The following is a 17,459-nucleotide window of genomic DNA, read 5'->3' on the forward strand; positions in this document are numbered from 1 at the left end:
GGTCAAATACGTGGCCAACTCTAGCGCATCGGCGTGGCAGCCAAATATGTTGCCAGCGCGTCGCGCGTATCCGGCAGGCCGACCGTCATCCGGGCCAGTCCGGCATTGCCGTCGCGAGGATTCCAGAGATCCGGGTTCGCATGCAGGGCCAGCAAGACGGCATGCTGCGCGGGCGACAACTGCGCCGGCAACGGCGGGCGCTGGCCCGGCCGAAAGGCTGCTGCCTGGTCGGGAAAGGCCAAGGTCAGGATGCGGCCCCATTCGCTGATGGCGAGCAGGCCGCCCTGTGTCCGGGCGATCAGGGCCAGCGCCGCGGGCAGCAGTTGCGCAAGGGGCACCTGGCGTTCGATCAGCGCGCCCAGCAAGGTCAGGCGCGTGTGCGTGGGAAAGTACGGCGGCCGTTGCGTGAACCAGGCGTCGACCTCTTCCGGGCGGGTCAGGGCCGTGACCAGGATCGCCGTGGCGCGCGCATCGGGCACGAACAAGGCGGCGCAGGCGCGGATGGCGTCGTCGGCATCGTCCAGCCAGCGGGATACGTCGTGGCCCAGCTGGCCCAAGGCCAGGACGAGGCCGGCGCGGTCATCCCGTGCATCGCGCCCGCTGCCCGCATCCAGGCGCGCCTGGATGCGGGCAGCGACGGCGTGGGCCGCAGCGCTGTCGGGGGCCATCACGCCCCATTGCGCGGCGGCGTTGACGGTTTCCCGGCGGATCTCATCGTTGTCGTCCGACAGATAGGCCGCCAGCGCATCCAGCACGTCTCCTGTCATGGCACGCAGCGCCAGGAAGGCATGGCACATCAAGGTCGAGATCAACGGCGAGCGCCAGCCTTCCTCGTCTTCGCCGTCTTCATCGTCGCGCAGATGCAGAATCAGCGTGTCGAGTTCCGCGTCGCTGGGGCAGGGGTCGGCCTGCGGCGGTTCGATCTCGTTCAGGCTGCTGCCGACCTGGCCCAGGAAGGCGACCAGCGCGGCAAGCGTGTCCGCGTCGAGGGCGGCGCGCGCAGTGGCCTCTCGCAGCAGCGTCGTGATGACACCGACCGCGGCGGGCGTGGCGGAATAGATCGTGCCCTGGTGCAGGATCGCGCTGTGCAGATGCGTCAGCGCCGCCTGGCGCTCGGCGACTTGCGGGCTGGCCAGGTTGCGCAGGTGGCCGGGTGTGTCGTCGGCCACGCCATAGGCGTGAAACAGGCGGCCCCAATCGGTGTCGTGCAGCACCGTCTTCCAATCGGACAAAACTGTTCTCCCTGGTCTTGCGTCAGCGCAGCATCATAGCCGCCCCGTGTCGTGGCCGATGGGGCGCGCGGGGACCCCGTGCGCGGGTCAAGGCAAGTCCCGCATCCGGCACAGTTGCAGCAGCACGGCCAGGGCCGCCAGGCTCAGCCCGCCCAGCGTGGCGAAGGTGGCCGGGGCGCCGGCGCGGGTCATCAGCGCGGCGATGGCCGGTGGCGCCAGGGCGTTGATCAGGTTCATCGGCAGGGCGATCTTCGCCATGGCCGCGGTGTAGTCGGCTTTCTGGAAGAACACCAGCGGCAGGGTGGCGCGGGCCACGGCAAAGGCGCCGCTGCCCACGCCGAACAGCAGCAGGTAGCCTGCCACCGGCACCCAGCCGGCGCCGCCCAGCCACATCGCGGCCAGGCCCAGCGGAATCATCGCGCCCGCCACGATGCCGGTCGACAGGCCGTCCCAGCGCCGTCCGCCCAGCAGGTCGACCACCCGGCCGCCCACCTTGAACACGCCCAGCAGCGACGCGATGCCCACGGCATAGACCAGGTCCATGCCCAGGGCCTGCATCAGCTGCACGCCCACGGCCTGGATGCCGAAGGTGACGAAGCTGTTCAGGGCGATGGCGGCCACGATCAGCGCAAAGACCTTGCCGTGCCTGCCGCCGGATGTGCGCGCGGCCTTGGGCGGCGCGGCCAGGGGCGCGGGCAGGCCGAAGCCCACCAGCGGGCACACGCCAAGCAGCATCACGGCGGCATAGGCGTACATGGCCGCGCGCCAGCCGATCCCGTGGTCGAGCAGGGCGGTGACTGGCAGGAACACGCTGCCGGCCAGGCCCGTTGCCAGCATCAGGGTGCCCATCAGGCTGCGGGCCTGGTCTTCGGCGTATTCCGCGATGTAGGCGTAGGCGGCCGTTGTCAGGAAGAGGGCGCCGGCCAGGCCGATCAGCGCCCAGGCGCCCCAGTACACCCACAGGTTGCGCGACAGCGCCAGCACGACCAGGCCCAGCCCGATCAGCCCGGCGCCGGCCGCCATGGCCTGGCGCGTGCCATGGACGCGGAAGGCGCGGCCCGCCCAGGGCGCGGCCAGGCCCATGGCCACATACATGACCGAGGTGCCCAGGAAGACCGAAGCCGCCGAGGCGCCCAGGTCGGCCGCCACGGGCGCGGCAATCACGGGCAGTACGCCCACCACGCCCCAGCCGATGATCTGGGTCACGGCCAGCAGGATCAGGACCGGCAGGTGGCGCGGCATGGTTGGGGAAATCAGGCTGAGGCCGGCGTCGTGGGGGTGGGCTCGACCAGCCGTGTTTCGCGTAGCGCCAGCAAGGCGGCGCAGGCCAGGCCGGCAATACCCGCCAACGCCAGAAACGCCGCGCGGTAGCCCGCGTGCTGCACGATCAGTCCCGCCAGGCCGTTGCTGAGCGAGGCGCCGATGCCGAACACCGTCGTGACGGCGCCCAGGCTGGCGTTGAAGCGGCCGGTGCCGTGCGTCAGGTCCAGCACCATCAGCGGCAACACGGCGCCGAAGATGCCGGCGCCGATGCCATCGAGCAGCTGCACGGCGACCAGCCACGCCATGTCGTCCGACAAGGTGTAGAGCAGCCCGCGCAACGGCAGGATCGCGAACCCGATCAGCAAGAGCGGCTTGCGGCCCACGCGGTCGGCATAACGGCCCACGGCCATGGCGGCGGGAATCATCACGAACTGCGCCGCCACGATGCAGGCAGACGTCAGGGGCGTGGCCAGCGCCGGATTGGCCAGCGCCAGTTTCTGGCTGACCAGCGGCAGCATGGCGGCATTGGCCAGGTGGAACAGCGCGCAGCTGACGGCCAGCAGCACCAGCGGGCGGTTATCAAGCAGTTGGCGCAGCGGGACGGGTTGCGGCGCGGCCGCCGGGTCGTCGTGCGCCAAGCCGCGCGCCCGGTCCAGGTCGATGTCTGCGGGAATGCGCAAGGCGGCGGCAACGCTGGCCAGGGCCATCGCGGCCATCAGATAGAACACGGCCACCGGGCCCCAGAAATACGCCAGCACGCCCGCCAGAATCGCGGCCACGGCGTTGCCGGCGTGGTTATAGGACTCGTTGCGCGCGATGCGCGCGGTGAAGGCGCCGCGGGCGCTGAGCCCCAGCGTGATGGCGGCGATCAGCGGCGCAAAGACCGATGACGCTACGCCGGCCAGCGACTGCGTGAACGTGACCCAGGCAAAGCTGGCGTTGACCAGCACGGCCATGCAGGCCAGCGTCACCAGGATGGCGGCGGCCATCAGCAAGGCGCGCTTGTTCGGCGTGCGGTCGACCAGCGCGCCGGCCGGGGTCTGCGCGGCCAGCGCCGCCAGGCCGGACAAGGTCATCACCAGGCCGATGCTGTCGGGCCGCCAATGGTGCACGGCCAGCAGGTAGATGGCCAGATAGGGCCCCAGGCCGTCGCGCACATCGGCAACGAAGAAATTGAGCCAGTCCAACGGACGCGAGGCAGACGAAGGGGCAGTCAAGACAGTGGCCATCGCAAGGGGGTGACGATGGCAGATTGTCGCTCATCTTCGCGTCATTGTTTTGAATATCACAGTATTCGTTCAAAGCCTGGTGGGGGCATTAATTCGAATATCGGAAGAAATCGGCCAAAGCCGAAAACGAGGAAAAAATCATAAATAATCGCCGCGCAAGGTCAGGCCAAAAGTATTAATCCGAAAAATTAATATCGTCGATCGGCGTGGAGCATGCGATGCAAAGAGCCAAGTCGTTCAAGCTCGTCCCTCGTCCCCTTACCGTGCTTGTCGGCGCGGCCTTGTGTGGGGGGTGGCCCGCAACGGGCGTGCAGGCCGCTTGCGTGACCAGCGGTTCCTCCACCACCTGCAATGCCAACGCGCCCAATCCCGCCACGACGCCGATCGGGCAAGGCCCCACCACCGCCAGCGGCGCGGCGGTGACGCTGCAGCCCAATGCGCGGCTGGAAGTGACCAACACCAACGCCGTCAGCCTGGGGGACAACGCCCAGATCACCGTGAACGCCGGCACCGTCATTTCCAATAACGCCACGTCGGGCGCGGGCCTGTGGAGCACCGGCAACAACACGGTCGAATTCGGCTCGAACGGCACGCTGAACATTGCCCAGGGCGGCAAGATCCAGGCGCTGGGCACGCAGGCAAATGCCGAAGCCATCAACGTCATGGGCGCTGGTAACGCCATCATCAACCGCGGCGTGATCTCCGGCGGCAATGCGGCCGCCATCTGGTTCGAAGACCGCACGCTGGGCGCGGCCAATACCGTCGACAACTACGGCACGATCCAGGCGGGCAACGGCACCAGCAGCAATGTGATCGGCAACAGCGGCAGCGGCAATGTCAACTTCATCAATCGCAGCGGGGCCGTGGTCAATGGCAGCCTGACGTTCGCCAGCGGCAATGATTCGCTGACGCTGTATCCGGGGTCGGTCATCACGGGGGGCTTCAATGGCGGCGGCGGCACCAACAGCCTGCTTCTGGCCGGCGAGGCCGGGTCCAGCGATACCTTGCCCGGCGCCATCCGCAATTTCCAGTCGCTGACCAAGACGGGCGACGGCAAATGGACACTGTCGGGCACGGTCGGCGGCAATGGCGGCGGCACGCCGCTGGCAGTGGAGGTGCAGGGCGGCACGCTGGCCCTGACGGGCGACAACACCAGCTTCAACGGCTCGGTGCTCGTCGACGCGGCGGGCACGCTGGAAGCGCGTGCGCAGAGCCTGCCGCCCAGCGTGGCCAACAATGGCCTGGTCCTGTTCAATCAGCCGGACAACGGCACCTATGCCGGCACGATCAGCGGCACCGGCGCCATCCGCAAGATCGCGGCGGGCGTCCTGACGCTGACGGGCGCCAACACCTACCAGGGCGGCACGAGAATTCAGGGCGGCACGGTGGCCGTGGGCGCGGACAATGCGCTGGGCGGCACGGGCGGCGGCATTACGCTGGACGGCGGCGGACTGGCGTTCACCAACAGCTTCAGCGTGTCCGGCAGCCGCAGCGTCACCATCACCGCCAACAACGGCACGCTCGCCGCCAACGCCGGGGTGACCGGCACGCTGACCCAAGCCATCACCGGCGCGGGCAGCTTGACCAAGGATGGCGCGGGCACCGTCGTGCTGACCAGCAATGCCAACAGCTGGGCGGGCGCCACCACGATCGCGGCCGGCACGCTGCAGCTGGGCAATGGCGGCGCGTCGGGCAACCTGCCGAGCGGCACCGCCATCACCAACAACGGCACGCTGGCCTTTAATCGCAGCGACCTGTTCACCTTCGGCAACCTGATCACGGGCAGCGGCGGCATTCGCCAAAGCGGTTCGGGCAGCACGATCCTGACCGCGAACAACAGCTACGCCGGCCCCACGGCGGTGACGGCGGGCGCGCTGTACGTCAACGGCACGCAGACGGGCACCGGCGCGGCCACCGTGGGCAGCGGCGCCACGTTGGGCGGCACGGGCGCGCTGGGGGGCAACGTCACCGTGCAGACCGGCGGCACCTTGGCGCCGGGCAACGTCGGCGCCGCGCCGGGCACGCTTACAATCGGCGGCGACCTGACGCTGCAAAGCGGCTCGGCGCTGGCGTATTCGTTCGGCCAGGCCGGCGTCGTGGGCGGCCCCTTCAACGACTTGACCAACGTGGGCGGCAACCTGGCCCTGGGCGGCACGCTCAATGTGCAGACCTCGGCGGGCGGTTCGTTCGACCCGGGTGTCTATCGGGTCATCAACTACGCCGGTACGCGCAGGGGCACGCTGGCGCTGGGCACGGTGCCCACGCCGGGCAACTATTTCATCCAGACCTCGGTGGACAAGCAGGTCAACCTGGTCAACACCAATGGCCTGACGTTGAACTACTGGGACGGCGCCAATCCGCTGAACAAGAACAACAATTCCGTCGATGGCGGACCGGGCATCTGGATGGCCGACGGGCCGCTGGCCAATGACAACTGGACGGGCATGAACGGCACCCTGAACGCGCCGTGGAGCCAGAGCGCCTTTGCCGTATTCATGGGGCAGGGCGATACCGTCCGGGTCGACAGCTCGACCCGCGGCGCCATCCTCACACAGGGGATGCAGTTTGCCGCCGACGGCTACACGCTGGTCAACAACCTGGCGGCCGACGCGTTGACGCTGGTGGGCGTTGCAGTCACGGGCGGCGGGCCCAACGAGGCCGTGATCCGCGTGGGCAATGGCGTGGCCGAGGGCGCCGGCTACACGGCCACGCTCGCGGCCACGTTGGCCGGCGCGGCCAAGCTGGTCAAGACCGACCTGGGCACGCTGGTGCTGTCGGGCGTCAATACCTATACCGGCGGCACCGCCATCAATGGCGGCGTGCTGCAGGTCAGCCAGGACAGCAACCTGGGCGCGGCGGGCACGGGCCTGACGCTGGACGGGGGCACGCTGCGCGCCGCGGGCAGCTTTGCGTCGAACCGAGCGACCGACCTGCGCGCGGCGGGCGGACGCTTCGACATGGCGGGCGGGTCCACGCTGACGCTGACCAGCCTGGTGACCGGCGCGGGCGCGCTGACGCTGCTGGGCACCGGGACGCTGGCCCTGGCCGGCGATGCGACCTATGCCGGGGGCACCACCGTTTCCAGCGGCACGTTGCAGCTGGGCACGGGCGTGGGCGGGTCGGCCACGGGCAGCATCCTGGGCAACGTGGCCAATAGCGGTACGCTGGCGTTCAATCGCAACAATGCCTACACCTTCGGCGGCACGATCAGCGGCACGGGCGGGGTGACGCAGATCGGCTCGGGCACGACCACGCTGACTGCCGACAATACCTATACGGGCGGCACCACGATCTCGGCGGGGACCTTGCAGCTGGGCGCGGGCGGGACTACCGGCAGCCTGGTCGGCAACGTCCTCAACAACGGCGGCCTGGTGTTCAACCGGGGCAATGACTATGCCTTTGGCGGCGCGATCAGCGGCGCCGGCACGGTGACGCAGCAGGGCGCGGGCACCACCGTGCTCAGCGCCAGCAACAGCTATGCCGGCGCCACCACGGTCAACGCCGGCGGCCTGTTCATCAACGGCGACCAGACTACGGCCCTGGGCGCCACCACCGTCAACAACGCGGCGACGCTGGGGGGCAAGGGCATCATCGGCGGCGATGTGACGTTGACGGGCAACAGCATCCTGTCCCCGGGCGACAACAGCACGGCGCCCGGCACGCTGACCATCCGCGGCAACCTGACGCTGGGCAGCGGCACCTCGCTCAATTACGCATTCGGCCAGGCCAACGTGGCAGGCGGCCCGTTCAACGACCTGACCAATGTGGGCGGCAACGTCAGCCTGGGCGGCAAACTCAACGTGTCGCTGTCGCCCGGGGGCCGCTTCGACCCGGGCATCTACCGCATCATCAACTACGGCGGCACGCTGTCCAACCCTGGGGGCCTGACGGTGGGGACACTGCCCGCGGGATCCAACCCGGCCGATTATTTCGTGCAGACGTCGGTGGACAGGCAGGTCAACCTGGTCAACACCAACGGCCTGACGCTGAACTACTGGGACGGCGACGCGGGGCCCAAGAACAACGGTCAGGTCAATGGGGGCTCGGGCACCTGGGTGGCCCCCAACGGCATCAACGACAACTGGACCGACGCGGGCGGCGCCGTCAATGCCCCCTGGAGCCAGGGCGCGTTCGCGATCTTCACCGGCCAGAGCGGCACGGTGCTGGTGGACAGCACCACCAACCCGATCAATGTGCAAGGCATGCAGTTCGCCACCGACGGCTATGTGCTGCAAGGCAACACCGGCAGCGACGCGCTGACGCTGGTCGGGGCGCCCGTGGCCGGCGGCGGCCCCAACGAGGCGATCATCCGAGTGGGCGCCGGGTCGGCCGACGGCGCCACCTACGCGGCCGCGATCACGGCGGTGCTGGACGGCGCGGCCAAGCTGGTCAAGACCGACCTGGGCACGCTGGTGCTGGCCGGCGCCAACACCTACACCGGCGGCACCGCCATCAATGGCGGCGCATTGCAGGTCACGCAGGACAACAACCTGGGCGCGGCCAGCGGTGCGTTGTCGCTGGATGGCGGCACGCTGCGCGCCGCCGGCAGCTTCGCCACGGGGCGCGCCACCACGCTGGGCGCCGGCGGGGGCCGCTTCGAGGTCACCGGCGCCAACGCGTTGACGCTGACCAGCGCGGTCATGGGCAGCGGCGCGCTGGGCAAGCTGGGCACCGGCACCCTGACGCTGGCCGCGGACAACGGCTATACCGGCGGCACCACCATCACGGCCGGCACGTTGCAGCTGGGTTCTGGCGCGGGCGGCTCGGCCACCGGCAGCCTGCTGGGTGACGTGGCCAACAACGGCACGCTGGCGTTCAATCGCAGCAATGCGTACACCTACGCGGGCGTCGTCAGCGGGTCCGGCAGCGTCGTGCAGCAGGGCTCCGGCAGCACGGTGCTGACCGGCACGAACACCTATACCGGCGGCACCACGATCTCGGCGGGCACGCTGCAACTGGGCGCGGGCGGCGCCACCGGCAGCCTGGTCGGCGACGTGGCCAACAATGGCGCGCTGGTGTTCAACCGCAGCGATACCTACACCTTCGGCGGTCTTGTCAGCGGTGGCGGCACGGTCAGCCAGAACGGCAGTGGCACGACGGTGCTGACCGCCAACAATGCCTACACCGGCGGCACCTCGATTACGGCAGGCACCCTGCAGCTGGGCGCGGGCGGCGCCACGGGCGGCATCGTCGGCGACGTGGCCAACAACGGCGCGCTGGTGTTCAATCGCAGCGACACCTATACCTTCGGCGGGCAGGTCAGCGGCGGGGGCAGCGTCAGCCAGATCGGCAGCGGCACGACGGTGCTGATCGGTGCCAACACCTATACCGGCGGCACCACGATCACGGCAGGCACCTTGCAGCTGGGCGCGGGCTTGCCCGCAGGCAGCATCGTCGGCAATGTGTCCAACAACGGCACGCTGGCGTTCAATCGCAGCGACGGCTATCTTTTCGGCGGCCTCATCAGCGGGGGGGGAGGCGTCAATCAGAGGGGCACCGGCACCACCATCCTGACCGCCAACAACACCTACACCGGCGGCACCACCATCACATCGGGCACGCTGCAACTGGGCAGTGGCGGCACCAGTGGCGGAATCCGGGGCGACGTCGTCAACAACGGGATCCTGGTGGTGGTTCGCAGCGACCAGGTGATGCTGGACGGCGTGATTTCGGGCAGCGGCGCCGTCGTGCAGAACGGCAGCGGCCAGACGGTGCTGACGGGCAAGAACAGCTACGCCGGCATGACGGTGGCGATGGCGGGTTCGCTGTTCGTGAACGGCGACCAGAGCGCGGCCACCGGCGACGCCTTCGCGACCGCCGGCAGTACCCTGGGCGGCACCGGCATCATCGGCGGCAACACCTTCGTGGCCGGCACGCTGTCGCCCGGCGACCTGACCGGCGCACCGGGCACCTTGACGATCACTGGCGATCTCACCCTGGACAACGCCGCCACGCTGGCCTACAACTTCGGCCAGGCCGGCACGGTGGGCGGGCCGCTCAATGACCTGACCATCGTCAAGGGCAATCTGGCGCTCAATGGCACGCTCAACGTGGCCACCGCGCCGGGCGGCAGCTTCGACCCGGGCGTCTACCGCGTCATCAGCTACGACGGCACGTTGACGGGCAGCGGCCTGACCATCGGCACCATTCCGTCGCCGTCGTTCTCGGTGCAGACCGCCGTGGCCAAGCAGGTGAACCTGGTCAATACCGCCGGCCTCACCTTGAATTTCTGGGATGGCGCGCTGGCCGCGGGCAAGAACAACGGCACGGTCGATGGCGGCAACGGCTTCTGGCAGAACGCCGCCGGCAACGACAACTGGACCAATTCGCTGGGCGTGCCCAATGCGCCGTATGCCGACGCCACCTTCGCCATCTTCATGGCGGCGCCCGGCACCGTCACGGTCGACAACAGCCTGGGCCAGGTGCGCAGCGGCGGCATGCAGTTCGCCAGCAATGGCTACCGGCTGACGGGCGGGGCGATCGAACTGGTGCCCGACAGCGGCGGCGGCACGACGATCCGGGTGGGCGATGGCAGCAGCCTGGGCACGGCGTACATCACCACGATCGATTCGGTGCTGACCGGGGCGTCGCGGCTGGTCAAGAGCGACCTGGGCACCTTGGTCCTGGACGCCGCCAACACCTATACCGGCGGCACCGAGATCAACGACGGCACCGTGCAAATCGCCAACGACGCGGCGCTGGGCGCGGCCGGCGGCGCGCTGGCCATGAACGGCGGCACGCTGCGCACCACGCAGAGCCAGACGCAATCGCGCCCGATCACCCTGGGCGCCATGGGCGGCAGCTTGGAACCCATGGCCGGCACCACGCTGGTCGTGGCCAGCGACATCGGCGGCGCCGGGTCGCTGACCAAGCTGGGCGACGGCACCGCCATTCTGACGGGCGACAACAGCTATGGCAGCGCCAGCGTCGTCAAGGACGGCGTCACCGTCATCAAGGCCGGCACGCTGCAGGTCGGCGATGGCGGCACCCGCGGCAACATCATGGGCCTGGTCAGCAATGACGGCGTGCTGGCCTTCAACCGGTCGGACCGCTACGTGCAGGCCGACCCGATCAACGGCAGCGGCCAGGTGATCCAGCAGGGCAGCGGCACCACCGTGTTCAATGCCATCAACGGCTATTCCGGCGGCACCACGGTGGCGGCCGGTGGGCTGGCCGTGGGCGACGCAGCGAACCCGGGCGCGGCCATCAACAGCGGCGGTGCGGTGGCGGTGCAGAGCGGCGCCCGCTTCGGCGGCTACGGCAGCGTCACGGGCAATGTCACCAACGCCGGCACGCTGTCGGTGGCCGATGCCTTTCCCGGGCTGGGCGGTGGCGCGGGCAGCTTCGCCATCCGCGGCAATCTCATCAACAGCGGCGTGGTCGACCTGGCGGGTGCCGCGCCGGGCAACCGGCTGATCGTCACCGGCAACTACCAGGGGCAAGCGGGCGTGGTGGCGCTGAGCACTGTTCTGGGGGCCGACAATTCCCCGACCGACAAATTGGTCATCAGCGGCGGCGCGGCCACCGGCAGCACCACGCTGCGCATCACCAACCGGGGCGGCCTGGGCGCCAAGACCACCGGCGACGGCATCCAGGTGGTGCAGGCGCTGAACGGCGCGACCACGGCGCCCGGCGCCTTCGCCACCGGGGCGGGCGTCTACGCCGGCGCGTATTCCTACCAGCTGTTCCGCGGCGGCCTCGCAGCCGGCAATGAGCAGAACTGGTACCTGCGTTCCGAGCTGGCCGGTTCCAACCCCAATCCCGGCACCCGGGGCATCGACCCGCCCAGCGTGCCGACCTACCGGCCGGGCGTGCCGATCTACACCGAGGTGCCTTCGCTGGCGCGCGAACTGGCGGTGCAGCAGATCGGTACCTTCCACGACCGTCAGGGCAACCAGGACCTGCTGACGGGCGAAGGGCGCCTGCCGGCGGGCTGGGCGCGCACCTGGGGCGACCATTTTTCCGAACGGCGCGACGGCACGGTGCGCCAGTCGTTCAGCGGCAATCTGTTCGGCCTGCAGGTGGGACAGGATCTTTATGCCCGCCGCACGGACAGCGGCCACCAGGACCGTTTCGGCGTGTTCCTGGGCTATGCGCGCGCCGATGGCAACGTGCGCGGCTTCGCGATGGGCCAGGACGACTACCGCGCCGGCAAGCTGGCCATCGATTCCTACAGCCTGGGCGGCTACTGGACGCACGTCGGCCCCGGCGGCTGGTACACCGATACCGTCATCATGGGCAGCCACCTGAAGGTCAAGCCCAATTCCGGCGCGGGCGACACGTCATCCACCAACGGCCGGGCCGTTACGGCGTCGGTCGAGGCGGGGCTGCCGATCACGTTGAATCCCACCCTGACCCTTGAGCCGCAGGCCCAGGTGATCTACCAGAACACGCGCATCGACACGGTTCGCGATTCGGCATCGGACGTCGGTTTCGCGCCCAGGAATGCGCTGATCGGGCGGGTAGGGGCGCGGCTGCAAGGCGAGTATCAGGCTGGCGGGGCCACCTGGAAGCCCTATGTGCGGGCCGACCTGTTGCATACCTTGGGCGGCAACGACCGCGTGCGCTTCGGCGAAGACACCACGACGCAATCGGCCATGGGCGGCACGCAGGCCCGGCTGGGGGTCGGCATGTCGGTCAAGGCCAGCGAACGCGTCAGCGTGTATGCGTCCGCGGGCTACGGCTTCAACCTGGGCGGCGAGCGGCGCGACCTGGTGCAGGGCAACGTGGGCGTGCGGATCCGCTGGTGATGGCGGACCGGCGCAGGTAGGGCGGGGCAGGCCAGGGATCTACGGAGGCGCGACGCGCCGTGGCGTGTCGCTCCATTCCCCGGCCTGCGCCTGGCGCGCTACTGCGGCAGCAGCGTCACGATGGTCGGGTTGCCTTGGAGGTTCTCCACCCGCACTTTGACATGCGCGCCGGCTTTGGCCGCATCCAGCAAGGCGGGCGTAGCCGTCTTGTAGGCCATGGTCATGGCGGGCATGCCGATGTTGGCCAGGGCCCCGTGCTGCAGCGTGACCATGCCGGTCGAGGCATCGACCTGCTTGACCACGGCATCGCTCAACGCCTGGTCGGCGCCGTGGGGGGATGACGCGCCGTCCTGCATCGGCATGGCTTTCATGTCCATGCCCGCCATGCCGGCCATGCCGTCCGCCGCCAAGGCGCCGCCGGCCAGGCCCAGGGTGCTCAATGCACCGAGGGCGGCCACAAGAATCTTCGTCGTTTGCTTCATGGTTGTTCTCCAGAGGGTAGGGGTGGCACGGTCGTGCCAGGGGGAATGACCGGGTCGGCGTCCTGCCGGCCCGGGGTGTCGGCAGGCAAGGCCGTTGCCCGCGCCAGGCGGCGCCGTTGCAGCAACAGCCAGGCGGCCGGAATGATGAACATCGAGAGCAGCGGGGCGGTGACCATGCCGCCGACCATGGGCGCGGCGATGCGCTGCATGACCTCGGAACCCGCGCCGTGGCCCAGCATCACGGGCAGCAGACCGGCCAGCACGACGGCCACCGTCATCGCCTTGGGCCGTACGCGCAGCACGGCGCCTTCGCGGACGGCCTCGACCAGCAAGGCCGGGGTCAGCGGCTCGCCGGCATCCAGCCGACGTTGCAGCGCGCCCTTCAGATACAGCAGCATCACCACGCCGAATTCCGCGGCCACGCCTGCCAGCGCGATGAAGCCGACGGCCGTTGCCACCGAGACGGCATGCCCCATCAGCCAGATCAGCCAGAAGCCGCCGATCAGCGCAAACGGCACCGTGGTCATCAGCAAGGCGGCGTCCTCGGCCGACCTGAAGGTCAGGTACAGCAACAGGAAGATGATGGCCAGGGTGACGGGAACGACGGTGCGCAGGGTTGCCGAGGCGCGTTCCAGGTACTCGAACTGGCCGGACCAGGTGATGGAATAGCCGGCAGGCAGCGCCACCTGCCGCGCCACGGCCTGGCGCATGGCGCTGACGGCCGATTGCAGGTCGGTATCGCGGATATCGACATACACATAGCCGGTCAGGCGGGCGTTTTCGCTGCGTATCATCGGCGGGCCGTCGGCCACCGACAGGGCCGCCAGGTCGCCCAGCGTGATCCGCGCGCCCTGCGGGGTGACGACGGGCAGGCGCCGCAGGTTTTCCACCGAATCGCGCACCTCGCGCGGATAGCGCAGGTTGATGGGAAAGCGCTCGCGCCCGGCGATGACTTCGCCGATGTTGTCGCCGCCCACGGCCGACGAGACGATGTCCTGGACGTCGGCCACCGACATCCCATAGCGCGCTGCCGCCAGGCGATTGACGTCGACGTCGACATAGTGGCCGCCGTTGATGCGTTCGGCCAGTGCGGACGACACGCCGGGCACGGTCTTTACCACCGCCTCGACCTGGGCCGCGATGCGGTCGATGCCGGCCAGGTCCGTGCCGGCAATCTTCACCCCGACCGGCGTCTTGATGCCGGTGGACAGCATGTCCAGCCGATTGCGGATCGGCGGCACCCAGACGTTGGACAGTCCCGGAATGCGGACCCGCTGATCCATTTCGGCCACCAGCTTGTCCGGCGTCATGCCGGGCCGCCATTGGCTGCGCGGCTTGAACTGGATGGTGGTTTCGAACATCTCGAACGGCGCCGAATCGGTGGCCGTGTCGGCGCGGCCGGATTTGCCGAACACGGTCGCCACCTCGGGCACGGTCTTGATCAGGCGGTCGGTCTGCTGCAGCAGTTGCGCCGCCTTGGCGGCCGAGATGCCCGGCAAGGCGGTGGGCATGTACAGCAGATCGCCTTCATCGATGCGGGGCAAGAATTCGCCGCCCAGCCGCGAGAGCGGCAAGGCGGTCAGCAGCAGCGCCACGGCCGCCAGGCCCAGGGCCGCCCACGGGCGGCGCAGGGTGGCCTCCAGCAAGGGCCGGTACAGCCGCGTGAGCGCCCGGTTGATCGGATTGCGGGACTCATGCGGAATCCGGCCCCGCACCAGGTAGCCCATCAGCACGGGAACCAGGGTGACGGACAGGCCGGCCGCCGCCGCGATGGTGTAGGTCTTGGTGAAGGCCAGCGGCGCGAACAGCTTGCCTTCCTGCCCTTGCAGCGAGAACACCGGAATGAACGACAGCGTGATGATCAGCAGCGAAAAGAACAGCGCCGGCCCGACTTCGGCCGCCGAACGCGCGATCAGGTCCCAGCGCCGGGCGGCGGTGATCGGCTGGCCAGGGTACGCCAGTTCATGGGCTTCCAGGTGCTTGTGGGCATTCTCGATCATCACGATCGCCGCGTCGATCATGGCGCCGATGGCGATGGCGATGCCGCCCAATGACATCAGGTTGGCATTCACCCCCTGGTAGCGCATCACGATGAAGGCCGTCAGCACTCCCAGCGGCAGTGACAGGATGGCGACCAGCGCACTGCGCAGATGAAACAGGAAGACCGCGCAGACGATGCCGACGATGATGAATTCCTCGATCAGCTTGTCCCGCAGGTTGTCGATGGCGCGATCGATCAGCTGCGAGCGATCATAGGTGGTCACGACCTCGACCCCGGGCGGCAGCGATTGCTTCAGGCTGGCCAGGCGCGCCTTGACGGCATCGATGGTGGCCAGGGCGTTCTTGCCCGAGCGCATCACGATGACGCCGCCGGCCACTTCGCCTTCGCCGTTGAGTTCGGCGATGCCGCGCCGTGCCTCGGGGCCGATCTGGATGCGGGCGACGTCGCCCAGCAGCACCGGCGTGCCGGCTTCGTTGGCGCGCAGCACCACCTGGCGAAAGTCCTCCAGTGACCGCAGGTAGCCCGAGGCCCGAACCATGTATTCCGATTCGCCCAGCTCCAGCACCGAGCCGCCCGATTCCTGGTTCGAGCGCCGCAACGCCTGAGCGATATCGGCCTGCGTCAGGCCATAGGCGCGCAGGCGGTCGGGGTCGAGCACCACCTGGTATTGCCGGACCATGCCGCCGATCGAGGCGACTTCCGAGACGTCAGGCACGGACTTCAGTTCGAACTTCAGGAACCAGTCGTTCAAGGCGCGCAACTGGCCCAGGTCCTGCTTGCCCGTGCGGTCCACCAGCGCGTACGAATAGACCCAGCCCACCCCCGTTGCATCCGGGCCCAGCGTGACGGTTGCACCGGAAGGCAGCCGGCTTTGCACCTGGTTCAGGTATTCCAGCACTCGGGAACGCGCCCAGTAGGGGTCGGTCTTGTCGTCGAACAGCACGTAGACGAAGGCGTCGCCGAACGACGAGTACGCGCGGATCGTCTTGGCGCCGGGCACTCCCAGCAAGGTGGTGGTAAGAGGATAGGTGACCTGGTCTTCGATGACCTGGGCGGCCTTGCCGGGGTAGGACGCCTTGATGATGACCTGCGTGTCCGACAGGTCGGGCAGGGCATCCAGCGGCGTTTCCTTCAGGGAATACACGCCCCAGGCGGCAATGAAAACCGTTGCCAGCAGCACCAGGAAGCGATTGCGGATGGACCAATGAATGAGGCGGGCGATCATGGGGCGTCTCCCTGGCCGGCGCGGTCTGCCGGGGTGGCGGCGCCTGCCAGCGTGGGCAGCACCGCTTTCAGGCTGGCCTCGGAATCGATCAGGAATTGGCCCGACGCGACGACCTGCTGCCCGTCGGCCAGTCCGCTGAGGATTTCGGTGTCGCCGTCCTGCTCGATGCCGGTCGTGACGTTGACCGGGCGCAGCGCGCCATCGTCACCCCGGGCAATGACCACGGTGCGCTTGCCGGTCGTGATGAGCGCCTCGGACGGCACCAGCAGACGGGATACCCGCGCGGGCGATTCCAGCCGCACGCGCATCAAGAGGCCGGGTGTCAGCCGCAGGTCCGGATTGGCGATCTGCAGCCGCGCCTGCAAACTGCGGCTGTCCGGCCGGATGCCGGGCAGGATTTCCTGGATGCGGCCGGTGTAGTGGATGGCGGGGTCGGCCGCCGGGCTTGCATCGACCGTCATGCCGGCTTGCACCCGCGACGCCTGCGCTTCGGGGATGTCGATGATCAGCCACAAGGTCGACAGGCCGGCGAATCGGGCAATCGTCTGGCCCGGCGAGACCATGGCGCCGTTGCGCACGTTCAGTTCCGTCATCACGCCCGAACGCGGCGCGGTCAGCGTCAGGTGCGTCTGCACCTGGCCGGTACGATCCAGCGCAGACACCAGGGCGGCGGGCACGGACAGCGCCCGCAGTCGCGCCCGCGCCGCCGCCAGCAGGGGGCCGTCGCCAGACCGCTTCACGGCCAGGTACTCTTCCTGCGGGCCCAGCCAGTCGGGCACGAACAGCGAGGCCACCGGCGCGCCTTGTTCGATGCGCTGCAAGGGCGCGTTGGCGTACAGCTGTTCGATATAGCCAGGGGTTCGCGATTGCAGCACGTCGGTCGCGGACTCATCGAACTGCGTGGCGCCGATCTCGTCGAACGCCTGCGCCACGTCGGCGCGGCGCACGCGGGCATAGCGTATGCCCAGGCTCTGCTGCAAGGCGCCGCTGACCGCAATGCCCGCGCTTGGGGCGTCGTCGGCGTAGACCGGTTGCAGGGCCATGTCCATGAAGGGCGACTTGCCTGGCTTGTCGAAATGCTGGGCTGGCACCATCGGGTCGTGCCAATACAGCACCTTGCGATCGGTCGGCGCGCCGTGCTTGTCGGCCACATCCTGCGAGACCGCGGGGGTGGCCGGATGCCGGTTGCCGGCAAGGTAGCCGATGAGCAGCAAGGTGCCGCCCAGCGCCAGGGCCAGCAGCGTACGGGTAAAAAGGGGGGTTCTCATTGGGGTTT

At 69.0% G+C, this 17,459-nt stretch carries 7 protein-coding genes; 1 reads left to right on the plus strand and 6 read right to left on the minus strand.

Features of this window, described 5'->3' with window-relative positions:
* Positions 1-20 precede the first annotated feature (20 nt).
* The 3 genes from AC3WMR_RS08660 to AC3WMR_RS08670 all read right to left on the minus strand — a co-directional run bounded on the left by AC3WMR_RS08660 (position 21) and on the right by AC3WMR_RS08670 (position 3,712).
* Positions 21-1,232 (minus strand): hypothetical protein, encoded by a 1,212-nt coding sequence (locus AC3WMR_RS08660; protein ID WP_492263611.1) that lies wholly within the window; start codon positions 1,230-1,232, stop codon positions 21-23.
* Between the two features lie 87 nt (positions 1,233-1,319).
* Positions 1,320-2,474 (minus strand): MFS transporter, encoded by a 1,155-nt coding sequence (locus AC3WMR_RS08665; RefSeq protein ID WP_492263612.1) that lies wholly within the window; start codon positions 2,472-2,474, stop codon positions 1,320-1,322.
* An 11-nt stretch (positions 2,475-2,485) separates the two neighbouring features.
* The gene (locus AC3WMR_RS08670; protein ID WP_492263613.1) at positions 2,486-3,712 is read right to left on the minus strand and encodes an MFS transporter; all 1,227 of its coding nucleotides are present in this window, start codon (positions 3,710-3,712) and stop codon (positions 2,486-2,488) included.
* 335 nt (positions 3,713-4,047) lie between these two features.
* On the opposite strand from AC3WMR_RS08670, the gene AC3WMR_RS08675 reads away from it, so the two are divergent.
* Positions 4,048-12,474, plus strand: a complete 8,427-nt coding sequence (locus AC3WMR_RS08675) for an autotransporter-associated beta strand repeat-containing protein (protein WP_492263614.1) — start codon at positions 4,048-4,050, stop codon at positions 12,472-12,474.
* 98 nt (positions 12,475-12,572) lie between these two features.
* Here AC3WMR_RS08675 and AC3WMR_RS08680 read toward each other — a convergent pair whose 3' ends face one another.
* The 3 genes from AC3WMR_RS08680 to AC3WMR_RS08690 are packed head-to-tail and all read right to left on the minus strand — an operon-like array spanning position 12,573 to position 17,451.
* Positions 12,573-12,956 carry a copper-binding protein gene (locus tag AC3WMR_RS08680; protein ID WP_492263615.1) on the minus strand — a complete coding sequence of 128 codons (384 nt, stop codon included), beginning with the start codon at positions 12,954-12,956 and terminating at the stop codon, positions 12,573-12,575.
* Positions 12,953-16,183 (minus strand): efflux RND transporter permease subunit, encoded by a 3,231-nt coding sequence (locus AC3WMR_RS08685; protein ID WP_492263616.1) that lies wholly within the window; start codon positions 16,181-16,183, stop codon positions 12,953-12,955. Before AC3WMR_RS08685 ends, AC3WMR_RS08680 begins: the two co-directional genes overlap by 4 nt.
* Complete coding sequence (locus tag AC3WMR_RS08690; protein WP_492263617.1) at positions 16,180-17,451, minus strand: efflux RND transporter periplasmic adaptor subunit; 1,272 nt, start codon at positions 17,449-17,451, stop codon at positions 16,180-16,182. Before AC3WMR_RS08690 ends, AC3WMR_RS08685 begins: the two co-directional genes overlap by 4 nt.
* Positions 17,452-17,459 lie beyond the last annotated feature (8 nt).

The sequence above is a fragment of the Achromobacter sp. FW305-C-28 genome (assembly GCF_058783235.1).